The organism is Stenotrophomonas sp. Nf1 (assembly GCF_003028475.1).
Classification (GTDB): Bacteria; Pseudomonadota; Gammaproteobacteria; order Xanthomonadales; family Xanthomonadaceae; genus Stenotrophomonas.
In genome coordinates this window covers 1-11,173 of sequence record NZ_PYTV01000016.1, presented here as the reverse complement: position 1 = coordinate 11,173, position 11,173 = coordinate 1, and the positions used below count along the sequence as shown (strand labels likewise).

The window sequence follows — 11,173 nt, the reverse complement described above, 5'->3', positions numbered from 1 at the left end:
CGGGCGGATCAAGGGAGATTCCGGCGTGGGCGCCAAGCTCCAAGGCGATCGTCGAGATCCAGGCTTACACGGCGGCCCACGCCGGCTCTCGACACCTACGCTGCCAGATTCCGATCAGATAAGGCTTAGCCGCGCCATCCATGGCGCGGATACCCCGCCCGGCCCCACCCCTCCGACCTCTGACAGATCTCTGTGGCGTCCACCCACGTAAGAGAAAAAAGAAGAGCAAGAGCAAGAGCAAAAGCAAAAGCGGCCCTTCGGCCGCTTTTTTCATGCGCGCAGAACCCACGAGCGCAGCGACCCGCTGTTGCTCTTGATCTTCTTTTTCTTCTCCGTGGGCTGGCCGCACACGGAACCTGTCAGGGGCCGGGCGGATGGGCTGGGCAGGGGTGTCCGCGGCATGGATGCCGCGGCCAAGCCCCCAAGGATGGGTTTACGGCGTCCCCTGCCCAGCCCATCCGCCCGGCCAAACCCACGACCCGCATTCCGCGGCCAACCCACGAGGGGCTGCGCCGTTGGCTGGAAATTACGCCACCGCGCGAAGCACCAGCGCCAGGATCGCCGGCACCGCCTGGATCATGAAAATGCGCCGGCTCACGCTGTAGGCGCCATAGCACCCGGCCACCACCACGCAGGCCAGCGAGAACGTCACCAGCACCGGCTGCGCCATCACCAGCCCCACCACGATGCCTGCCGCCAGGAAGCCGTTGTACAGGCCCTGGTTGGCCGCCAGCACACGCGTGATCTCCGCCTTCTCCGGCGTGTTGCGGAACGTCTTCAGGCCCAGCGGGCGGGTCCACAGGAACATCTCCAGCACCAGGAAATAGACGTGCAGCAGGGCGACCAGCAGGGTCAGGGCGAGAGCGATCCAGTACATGGGCAGTTCCTTGGACAGGGATGGAGAATGGGGTCAGATCCCGTCCCCTGCGGGGACGGGATCTGACCCCGGAACATCAGCGATCGCGCGGCAGCTTCTTTTCTTCGCGCAGCACGCCGAACGCCGCTGCGGTCATGCATGCGGCCACCACTACGCCGCCGATGAAGACGACATGCGAGCCGAACAGGGACAACCCCTTGTGCACCCACGCAAAGCTCAGGTCCGCGCCGCGGTACACCACCGTGTCGATCGCCGCACCGGCCTTGTAGCGCCACTGCCGGTCCACACGGGTGTAGATCGTCTCGCGTGCCGGCTTGGCCAGCGCGAACTCGCTGGCGCGGGTCATCACCTGCACCACCGCCACCATCAGCGGCATCGGCGAAGCGGCCAGCACCGAGAAGCCGATCAGGATCGCGAAGCCGGGAATCAGCAGCGCCGGTGCGATACCGTGGCGCGACAGCAACCAGCGGGTCAGGCCCAGCTGCATCAACAACGCCAGCGCATTCACCGCCAGGTCGATGCGCGAGAAGAACGCGGTACTGGCCGCCGGGTCGGTGAACGCCGCGCGCACGATGGCCGCCTGCTGGTTGTACAGCAGCGTGCCGACGCCGACGCCGAACACCACCATGATCGCCAGCCAGCGCAGCAGCGGCTCACGCACGATCAGCTTCAGTCCATCCAGGATGCTGCCGCCCATCGGCTGCTCGCCGGAGACCAGCTGCTGCTCGCGCTCACGCAACACCGCCCAGTGCCGCAGCCGCCAGATGCACAGCAGGCACACCAGCAGGAACCCGGCCGAGACCAGCATCAGGTTGGCGATGCCCACGCGCTGCACCAGCGCGCTGGTGATCAGCGGGCCGAGGAAAGCGCCGACGGTGCCGGCCGCACCGATGTAGCCGTACCAGGCACGTGCCTGTGCGTTGGAGAACACATCGGCCATGAAGCTCCAGAACACCGCCACCGCGAACAGGTTGAAGACGGTGATCCAGAAGAAGAACGCCATGCCCCGACCGGGTACACCGCTGTCGAACAGCGCGTAGAACCCCAGCAGGGTGACGATGAAGAAGCCGTACACCGCCGGCAGGAACACCCGGCGTGGGAAGCGGCTGACCAGCCAGCCGTACACCGGCTGCAGCACCAGCATGATCACGAACACGCAGGAGAACAGGAACTGCAGCACGAAGTCCTTCAGCGCGATGCCGTGGCTGGCGAACCAGGCAATCAGCACCGGCGGGAACACGGTTTCCAGGTCTGCCGAGGCGGCCATGGCCTCACGTACCGGGCGCAGCACGTAGTAGCCGCTGAGCAGGCAGAAGAAGTACAGGAACGACCACCACAGCGCGGGCGACTCGCGCAGCGCCACCATCAGCCCCCGCAGCGGCCCCTTGCCCGGCGTCGCGCTCACGCAGCGCCCCTCGCCCACAGACGGCGGTTGGACAGCGGCATGGCAGGCTCCGGGGCGGTGAAGCGCGTACGTTAGCCAATGCACTGCAACATCGCCAGCGCGGCACGCCATTCCCGCTGCTGGGAGACACCCGCAATGGCCTCCGATGACACGTTCGGATACACACTTTCGGAGCGTCAAAATTCCAACTTTTTCAACGAGATGCGCATTCATCTTCGCTTTGTTTGTGCACAGGGGAAAAGCGGCGCTAGAATCGCCATCAGCAGTCGCGCACGGGTCCAACCGATGAAAAAGAACAGCCTGCGTCGTCCGATCCGTTCGGCGGCCACCGGTTTGCTGGGCATGTTGATGCCCGTTGCCTTGTCCACCACCGCGCAGACCCCGCCGGCGTTGCCACCGATGCCGGCCAACATCGAATCCGCTGCGGCCAGCGCCGTCGCCCACACCCAGCCGGCGGCGTACCGCACCGGCCTGGTGCCGCAGGTGCAGGCCCCGGCCGCCGGTTTCAACGTCGCCAACATCGAATCGATGGCGCAGCAGCTCACCTATGGCGAGCGCGTGCCGGGCATGGCGGTGGCCATCGTGCAGGGCGGCCGTGTGCTCAGCGCGCGCGGTTATGGCGTCACCGACGTCAACAACCCACTGCCGGTCGACGCGCACACCGTGTTCCGCCTGGCCTCGTTGTCCAAGGCCTTTGCCGGCACCATGGCCGGTCTGTTGGTGAACGATGGCACGCTGCGCTGGGACAGCAAGGTCACCGACTACGTGCCGGGCTTCCGTCTGAACTCGCCGGAAGCCACCGACCGCCTCACCGTGGCCGACGTGCTCAGCCATCGTGTCGGCCTGCCCTACAACGCCTACGACCGCGACATCGAAGGCAACGCCGAGTACTACTCGCTGACCCAGAAGCTGGCCAACACCAGCCTGAAGTGCCTGCCGGGCGACTGCTACGCCTACCAGAACGTGGCCTTCAGCCTGATCGGCGACGTCGTCTATGCGGCCTCGGGCAGCTTCTACGAGCAGTCGGTCGAGCGCCGCATCTTCAAGCCGCTGGGCATGAACGATGCCAGCCTCGGCCTGGCCGGCATTCAGGCCAGCTCGCGTTGGGCACGTCCGCACGTGCGCAGCCGCAACGGCTGGGTATCGCTGACGCCGAAGCCGACCTACTACCGTGTCGCCCCGGCCGCCGGCGTCAACGCCAGCGCCAGCGACATGGCGCAGTGGCTGCTGGCCCACACCGGCCACCGCCCCGACGTGCTGCCGGCACCGCTGCTGGCCACCCTGCATTCAAGCCTGATCAACACCCCCGGCGAGATGCGTTCGGGCTGGCGCCGCGAGCGCCTGCACTCGGCCGGCTACGCGCTGGGCTGGCGCACCTTCGATTACGCCGGCCACGATGTGGTGTTCCATGCCGGCGCCGTACAGGGCTATCGCGGCCTGGTGGCGCTGGTGCCGGAACGCGACCTGGGCATTGCGATCATGTGGAACGGCGAAAGCGGCCTGCCCAGTGGCCTGCTGCCGACCGTGCTCGATTCGGCGCTGGGCCTGCCGGCGCAGCGCTGGCTGGATGTCGATACCGACTTCGGCAGCGACAACCTGATGGCCGAGGGTGCAAGCCCGGCACAGCAGGACAAGCGCAAGGGCAAGGGCGCCTCGAGCAACCGCGCGGTAGCCTCGCCGCGCTGATCAGGCGGGCTCGGCCGCAGACATCAAGGGCGACCTGCCGGTCGCCTTTTTTTGTTGCTTTTTGTAGAGCCGAGCCATGCTCGGCTGATCCAGGCAGTCGAGCAAGCTCGACTCTACAAACATGAAAAACAGTCGAGCAAGCTCGACGCTACCCATACCCGGCTAATGCGCGAAGTAATGCATGCCACCATCCACCGGAATCACCGCGCCGGTGATGTAGCCGGCCAGCGGCGAGGCCAGGAAAGCCACCAGCGGTGCCACTTCCTCCGGCTCGCCAAAGCGCCCGATCGGAATGTTGCGCGCAATGAATGTGCGTCGGCTTTCCTCGGTCGGGTGCAGGCGGTCGAGGATCTGCGGACTGTTGATCCGTCCCGGCGCAATCGCATTCACCGTGATGCCCTGCGCGGCCACCTCGGACGACAGGCCCTTGCTCCACAGATGCAGCGCCGCCTTTGCTGCCGTGGCCGCATTCACCGCACGCGGCTCCATCGAACCACTGAAGTTGATCACCCGCCCCCAGCCCTGTGCCTGCATCGCAGGCAGCAGTGCCTGGGTCATCCGCCGTGCCGCAGAGAAGTTCAGCGCCAAAGCCTCCTCCCAGATCGCGTCGGCGGCATCCACCGTGGTCGGCCGCGAACCACCGGCCGCGTTGACCAGGATGTCCACCCGCTGCAGCGCAGCCAGCGCGGCGTCGGCGATGCGGCGCACGTCCCCAGCATCGGTGACATCGCCCAGCAGGATGATCGGCGCCGCCGCACCCGCCGCTTCGATCTCTGCCGCCAGCGCCTGCAGTGGCTCTGCACGCCGCGCACTGATCGCAACGCGTACCCCCTGTGATGCCAGCCTCCTGGCGACAGCGGCACCGATGCCACTGCCGGCACCGGTGACCAGCGCGGTACGCCCTTCAAGATCCAGATACATGATGTTCTCCCAGTCGCCTGCCGGCACATCCGGCGCGTGCCCTGCATGCTGTTTGATCACCCCCGATTGATAAACTCCGCGCAGGTTTCAGCATTCAACACCCGGAGTGTCAGATGAACCTGCTGGAGAGCATGCAGGTCTACGTGCTGATCGTAGACAAGGGCAGCCTGAGCGCGGCGGCGGAGGCGATGGATATCTCCGCCACGATGGCCGGCAAGCACCTGCGTGCACTGGAGGCGCGACTGGGCATGCAGCTGCTGAGCCGCACCACGCGACGCCAGCACATGACCGCGTTCGGTGAGGACTACTACACGCGCTGCCGGGAGATCCTGCGCCTGGTGGAAGAGACCGATGCACAGGCCCAGCACCAGCAGCTGGCGCCGGCAGGCACATTGCGCATCAGTGCACCGGTGATCTTCGGCACGCATGCGCTGGTACCGGCGCTCGCCGACTACATGGCGCGCTACCCGGAGGTGCAGGTCGAGGCGACACTGACCGACCGCGTGGTCGACCTCACCGAAGAAGGCTTCGAGGCCGCCTTGCGCATCGGCACGCTGGCCGACAGCAGCGAGCTGGTGGCGCAGCCACTGGCGCCCTACCGGTTGATGATGTGTGCATCGCCTGGATACCTGGCCCGGCACGGGACGCCGCACACCGCGCAGGACCTTGCCGGGCACCAGTGCCTTTCCTTCGAACCCACCGCGCTGGCCCAATGGCTGCAGGGCGCACCTGGCGGGCTCGAGCGTGTGCCGGGCGGCCGGCTGCAGATCAACAACGGCGAAGCGCTGCGCGCAGCAGCACTGCACGGGCTGGGCATCGTGCTGCAGTCGGCGTTGCTGCTGGCTGCGGACGTTGAAGCCGGGCGACTGGTGCAGCTGCTGCCCGGCCATGGCCACGCCGGCAGACCGATGCATGTGGTCTACGCCCACGACCGTTACCGCTCCACCCGCCTGCGCAGCTTCCTGGCGTTCCTGGCCGAGCGATTCCCGCCGGAGGGCACCGCCTTCGGCGCCGATACACGCCCATAAAAAAACCCCCTCCCCGCTGGGCAGCCGGGGAAGGGGGTTTCAGGATGCGGATCCCTCGCCAGACGAGACTGCCTGACGATCTGATCCAATCTCGCAGTCACGGTCTTTGAGTGGAAGCCTGCAGTGGTCGAAACGCTATTGCACAGCTTCAGAGAGAAGTCGATCCCTTTCAATCTGCCCAACAATAGCCTTGAGGTCTTCCTTGGAGACCTCAATCGCCCGTCCTCGTGCGATACGGATAACCCGATCAGCGCTGAGTATGGTTTCAGGCCGGTGTGCGATTACGAGCCTCGTGACCCCCAAGGCGGAAAGGTTGCGCCCTAGAATCCGTTCCGCCTCCAGATCCAAATGGCTCGTCGCCTCATCGAGCAAAAGAATCTTCGACTTCCGATAAAGCGCTCTGGCCAGATAAATGCGTTGCTTCTGCCCCCCAGACAATGCAGACCCCATGTCACCGACCATCGTTTCATAGCCCATGGGCATACGAGCAATATCCTCATGGATAAGCGCAAACCTGGCTGCAGACTCGACATCATTCGCCGACGCAGAGGAATCGAAGAATGAGATATTGTCCGCTATCGTCCCTGCAAACAAGCAATCTTCCTGCAAAACTGCAGCGAAGCACTCACGACGCCTGGATGGCTCGACCCTATCAAGATCAACACCTCCAATCCGGATTTCACCCGAAGTCGGCCGAATCAATCCAAGAATTATCTTTGCGAGCGTTGTCTTTCCGCATCCGGACGCACCAATTATCGCCACAGATTCTCCGCCAGAAACACTGAACGAGCACCCATCAAGTACCCAGTCGAGGTCATCAGAGTATCTAAAAGCAATGTTTTTTATATCGATCCCGTACTCACCGGAAGGCAACCTAGCCATGGCACCTGAATGCTCTGGAGCCTCCACAGCAATATCGGAGATCCTGTTCAGATGGACTCGGAGAAGGCCGAAATCTGCGACCCTATCAATCAACGCCCCCACTCTTGCGCAGAACATATCAGCGTAGGCAACAAACGCAACCAGCATACCCGCCGAAAACTGCCCCTTCATCGCCATAAGAGCGGCTACCACAGCAAGCACTATCCGCTGAGCAGAAAAGATTGATTTTGAGGCAACCAGAAAAATGGACGATACCGCACCGATCCTGGCATCACGAGCCGACACTTCAAAAGTGGCACTCTCAAACTGCGCGCGCCTCATCCCTTCCTTGTTGGCCAACTTAAGGGTTTGCATGCCGCGAATGGACTCAATCAAGGTGGACTGCTGTAACGCGAAGTGGACAAGCTGCTCCTCCTTGACTCGCAACATGCTTCGATGCGACGCCCATCGAATTGCGCCATAGAATCCCACCGAAGCTGCGACAATTGCTGTCAACGTCGGGCTGTACATGTAGAGAACCACAACAATCAGCAGAGCTGTCAAACCATCCAGTATCGCTTCAACCAGATTTGCAGTAAGTGTCTGCTGAACAACCTGCACCGAAACGAATCTTGAAAGCACTCCACCAACCGTACGCCTCTCTATATAGCCAACCGGTAGCCGAAGAAGGTGACTGAAGAGGTTGGTTATCCATTGTGCGCTGAATGAGGATCCAACATATGCGACCAACCATGCTCGAGCAGCACCAAACGCCGCCTGCAGGAGCACTATTACGGAGAATCCAATTCCAACCAGAAAAAGCATGTCAACCGCACCGGATATCAAGACTCCATCTAGAATCAATTGAACGAAAAGCGGCATCACCAATACAAGAAGTTCCAGCAACAGGGAAATAGCCCCAATCTGCAGCGCGGCTTTCCCCAGCCCAGTGACCCTTCCTACAAGTCTAGACAAGGGTACATTCTCCACCGGAACACGTCTTTCAGATTCAATCGGCGCCGACATCTCGAGCGCAATCCCGGTGAATCTGTCACTAACCTCTTTGTACCCAAGGCTAACTCGGCCGCAAGCGGGATCGTGGATCACAACCCCCTTTCGGGTCACCTCTTTCAGTACTACAAAATGATTCATGTCCCAGTGCAAAACAGCCGGCAGCATCAAGTCCTTCAACCCATCCAGCTCAACTCGCAATGCACGAGGATTCAACCCCAACTCCGAACTTATGCCTATCAGTTTCGATAATCCTGCCCCAAGCTGCGAAGTGCCGTATCGCTCACGCAGACCAACCAAACTTGCACCGACACCATGAAAGCTGGCTATCATCGCAATGCAGGCAATTCCACATTCGGCAACCTCGTTCTGATGGAACAGGGGAAGCCTTCTACCGAATCTCAGCATATTCACAGCCGCTTCGTCTCCGCAGTCTCATGCGTGCCCGAGTCCCGAAGGACCAGATCAATTACTCTCCTTCTAGCCAGTTTCACATCCGCATCCACCTTCATTCCAGGCTTCAAGCGAATGGGGGAACGGCCTCCCGCACTACGCGCCACACCCGGCTCATCGAGCGCAACCAAAGTCCTATAGGATGGCTCGGAAACCATTATCCCGCTTCTAAGCTGTATTTCCACTGGCTCCAGCGCGCTTTCCGCAAGTCCAACTACATGACCATTTTGGATGCCGTATACTTGATAAGGATGTCCCGAGAACCTTAGGCTCACGGTGTCACCCGGCTCTACATTTGCAGCAGCACGACTTCCCAACCAAAGCTCCACTTCCAAATGGGAACCCTCGGGAATAATGGAAAGCAATCTCTGGCCTTCCTTGACGGATTGGCCTGGACCTACGGCCATTCCAACGACTCTACCAGCCGAAGGTGCAACGAGAGCTATGTTCTTCTGAACCCGGTTACGCAACCTGGCTTGAGCCAGGTCCGAGATTGCACGATGCAGCGAGTCTCGCTTTCGTCCAGCATCCAGTGAAATTGACGCAGCCTTCGACTGAACATCTTTGAGTTGCGCGCGCAGCGCGAACAGCTCTTGCCTCACGGCCTCTGCCGCAGCCCCCTTCTCAAGTGAATCGCTCTCGTACTGCTGGAACTGCAGAGCGGTAACCACTTGACTATGTTCGAGCGGACGAATTTTATCAAAAGTAGATCGCGCTCGTTCCGCCTGCCTCTCCTTTATGCGCAGCTGAGACTCAGTCAGCGCTATTCGATCCTCCACTACCGTCAGTTGACGCTCTGCTGCCTGCAGCTCAATGGACTGCTCAGCATCTAGTGAAGAAATCTCAGATGTCAGTTTCGCGTGCTGGCGCACGAGCTCATCATTCAGTACATCCTCAATACTGCCACGGTCATCTCCTGGAACATACGTTGCAGAAGACACCTCCATCAAGCGCTGGCCGACAGCAACACTGTCCCCCTCTTTCACCAGAACGAGTGTGATCGCGCCAGAAGAAGTTGCAGGAACATTCAACAGTCCAAGGCTGGGAACCACCCGCCCTTCGGCCTTCTCCCGTGGCGTGTAGTGGGCAAAGAATACAATTGACCCGATCAGAAGAAACATGACCAAAGACAAAGCAAAGCTGATACGACCGATACGAGGCGGTTGAACTCTAACCCTCCCCATCCACCTTTCGGCTCTCGCGGCCCTGACCTCATCTCTAAAAAGATTATTCATTGTGACTGGACAGGTAAGAAACGTACGGAGAATCCCTCCCTTCAGAGACTTCAAATTCCGAGCGCCAGTCCAGATAACAATCATCACCCCTATATGCCGCGAGCGACATCATGCTCGGCGGAGCAATAATTTCATAGTCGGGCCGTCCCTGCACAAAGAGACTTGTGAAGCACGCGAGAAGTGGCAACTCGGGCACACACTCCTCAATATGCAAAAACTGCCCTCCTTGATTGATCTCAAAGAAATACACGTCACCATTCTCATCAACACCAAGATCAATGGCCCCATAAACCAACCCAAGCTCCGCCATAAGATCACTTATTTTTTTGGAGAGCGCCACTGAAAGTGATATCGATCGAATATCCGAATCCGTTTCATAAATTGCACCACGCCAATCAACGTGCCCACTCTTACTTGACATCCGGACAGCAAACTGACGCCGACCGATAACCGTGACACGCAGCTCATACCTTTTCGAGATCTTTTTCTGATATATCCCAGGTGCAACCTCAATAGCACGATCATCAGAAAGCATACTCGCATCGACCTCTTGGGCCACCGTGATTCGTCTCGAACCACAGGCAGAATCTACCCAAGCAAACGGGGAAAATGACTTGAATACACACGCACCGTTCGCACCAACGAATTTCCGTATTTCGGCAGGGTCACATGAGATGATCGTGCGCGGGATTGAAAAGCCAACCTTGGAGGCAATGAGAAGCTGATATGCCTTACTCTCTGCAGCCATGGCTTCCTTTGGAGAATTCACCCAGAAAGTATTGACGCGGGGTGAGACACTACACACTCCATGTATGTGCTGCCGCCACTGAGCCTCAACAAATTTGATGTCGCTTTCGGCCACTGAGTGGGGCAGAGTTATTTCCCCGGGACGCCGAAACCAGACACTATCAATCCTTCGACTTCCCGCTGCAGAAACCTCCACCGCTTCGCCATCAAAAATCAGCGAAACACCGGTCATTTCGGCGACCGACATACTATTTACCAATTTCACGGGGCAACCCATCTTCTCGGCAGAATACTGGACTGCCCGAGCATGAATATCTGAGCCAGGCGCAATTATTATGTGCACACCACCCTCCCTGGAAAAAGAAGCCCCAACCGTTGTAGGCCGGAGCTTCCCATATCTAGCTTATGGCTTGAGCCAATGATCGCCGTTGTCGTAAATTTGATCAAAGGCGATGGTTCCGGGTAGTGTCCCGCCGCCACCTGCCACCAATTCAATCTCTTCCTGAGTCAACTCTCGCGCCAACTCACGGGCGATTGGTTTGACATATTCAACTTTATTACTCATACCTTCTCCTTCTGGTAGTGATATAGAGTTGCGACGATTGGGACCGTATCATTCAGTCCCGTTTCCGATACTTGCCCATGGATCTGACCAAGTCAAATCCGCACTTGCCCTTCCCCAGACCAGCATCAATTCCTGCTCCAGGGACTTCTTGGCGCGAGCACGCTCATGTGGTGCTCTGCGCCATTGATTGAGACCCCTGGCAAATCTACTCGCTCATGAAATGGATTTTGAAACGTGACAGCAGGCGAGCTATTAACGACAGCCCTGTTGTTATCGGGCGTCTCTAGTTACGACACACGTCTCAGGTTATCTCTCTGGCGCGCACTTGCAGAGATATCGATCCGGTGGCTCCACATCACGCCGCCCCCCCCCCCCCCCCCCCCC

9 protein-coding genes are annotated in these 11,173 nt (G+C 60.0%); 2 read left to right on the top strand and 7 right to left on the bottom strand.

The window, feature by feature from the left end:
• Positions 1-526: 526 nt before the first annotated feature.
• Together C9412_RS20370 and C9412_RS20365 are read right to left on the bottom strand one after the other, a co-directional pair.
• Positions 527-877: a DUF1304 domain-containing protein gene (locus C9412_RS20370; RefSeq protein ID WP_107233269.1), complete on the bottom strand. Its 351-nt coding sequence runs from the start codon at positions 875-877 to the stop codon at positions 527-529.
• 76 nt (positions 878-953) lie between these two features.
• Positions 954-2,243: an MFS transporter gene (locus C9412_RS20365; RefSeq protein WP_181358762.1), complete on the bottom strand. Its 1,290-nt coding sequence runs from the start codon at positions 2,241-2,243 to the stop codon at positions 954-956.
• Positions 2,244-2,567: 324 nt separating this feature from the next.
• Between C9412_RS20365 and C9412_RS20360 the strand changes: the two genes are divergently transcribed.
• Positions 2,568-3,968: a serine hydrolase domain-containing protein gene (locus tag C9412_RS20360; protein WP_107233268.1), complete on the top strand. Its 1,401-nt coding sequence runs from the start codon at positions 2,568-2,570 to the stop codon at positions 3,966-3,968.
• A 162-nt stretch (positions 3,969-4,130) separates the two neighbouring features.
• Here C9412_RS20360 and C9412_RS20355 read toward each other — a convergent pair whose 3' ends face one another.
• The gene (locus C9412_RS20355) at positions 4,131-4,889 is read right to left on the bottom strand and encodes an SDR family oxidoreductase (protein WP_219906199.1); all 759 of its coding nucleotides are present in this window, start codon (positions 4,887-4,889) and stop codon (positions 4,131-4,133) included.
• Positions 4,890-5,002: 113 nt separating this feature from the next.
• On the opposite strand from C9412_RS20355, the gene C9412_RS20350 reads away from it, so the two are divergent.
• Positions 5,003-5,917, top strand: coding sequence for a LysR family transcriptional regulator (locus C9412_RS20350; protein WP_107233267.1), 915 nt, complete (start codon positions 5,003-5,005; stop codon positions 5,915-5,917).
• Between the two features lie 135 nt (positions 5,918-6,052).
• Here the strand turns inward: C9412_RS20350 and C9412_RS20345 are convergent, their stop codons facing one another.
• The 4 genes from C9412_RS20345 to C9412_RS20755 form a co-directional block, all read right to left on the bottom strand.
• Positions 6,053-8,197 carry a peptidase domain-containing ABC transporter gene (locus tag C9412_RS20345; RefSeq protein ID WP_107233266.1) on the bottom strand — a complete coding sequence of 715 codons (2,145 nt, stop codon included), beginning with the start codon at positions 8,195-8,197 and terminating at the stop codon, positions 6,053-6,055.
• Positions 8,198-8,199: 2 nt separating this feature from the next.
• Positions 8,200-9,363 carry an HlyD family efflux transporter periplasmic adaptor subunit gene (locus C9412_RS20340; protein ID WP_181358760.1) on the bottom strand — a complete coding sequence of 388 codons (1,164 nt, stop codon included), beginning with the start codon at positions 9,361-9,363 and terminating at the stop codon, positions 8,200-8,202.
• A 106-nt stretch (positions 9,364-9,469) separates the two neighbouring features.
• Positions 9,470-10,489 carry a hypothetical protein gene (locus tag C9412_RS20650; protein WP_146161745.1) on the bottom strand — a complete coding sequence of 340 codons (1,020 nt, stop codon included), beginning with the start codon at positions 10,487-10,489 and terminating at the stop codon, positions 9,470-9,472.
• Between the two features lie 138 nt (positions 10,490-10,627).
• Complete coding sequence (locus C9412_RS20755) at positions 10,628-10,789, bottom strand: hypothetical protein (protein ID WP_181358761.1); 162 nt, start codon at positions 10,787-10,789, stop codon at positions 10,628-10,630.
• Positions 10,790-11,173 lie beyond the last annotated feature (384 nt).

What these genes read in the sequence shown, in the direction of transcription:
- C9412_RS20370 (WP_107233269.1), bottom strand. Translation starts at nt 877, where the DNA reads ATGTACTGGATCGCTCTCGCCCTGACCCTGCTGGTCGCCCTGCTGCAC.
- C9412_RS20365 (WP_181358762.1), bottom strand. Translation starts at nt 2,243, where the DNA reads ATGGTGGCGCTGCGCGAGTCGCCCGCGCTGTGGTGGTCGTTCCTGTAC.
- C9412_RS20360 (WP_107233268.1), top strand. Translation starts at nt 2,568, where the DNA reads ATGAAAAAGAACAGCCTGCGTCGTCCGATCCGTTCGGCGGCCACCGGT.
- C9412_RS20355 (WP_219906199.1), bottom strand. Translation starts at nt 4,889, where the DNA reads ATGTATCTGGATCTTGAAGGGCGTACCGCGCTGGTCACCGGTGCCGGC.
- C9412_RS20350 (WP_107233267.1), top strand. Translation starts at nt 5,003, where the DNA reads ATGAACCTGCTGGAGAGCATGCAGGTCTACGTGCTGATCGTAGACAAG.
- C9412_RS20345 (WP_107233266.1), bottom strand. Translation starts at nt 8,197, where the DNA reads ATGCTGAGATTCGGTAGAAGGCTTCCCCTGTTCCATCAGAACGAGGTT.
- C9412_RS20340 (WP_181358760.1), bottom strand. Translation starts at nt 9,363, where the DNA reads ATGTTTCTTCTGATCGGGTCAATTGTATTCTTTGCCCACTACACGCCA.
- C9412_RS20755 (WP_181358761.1), bottom strand. Translation starts at nt 10,789, where the DNA reads ATGAGTAATAAAGTTGAATATGTCAAACCAATCGCCCGTGAGTTGGCG.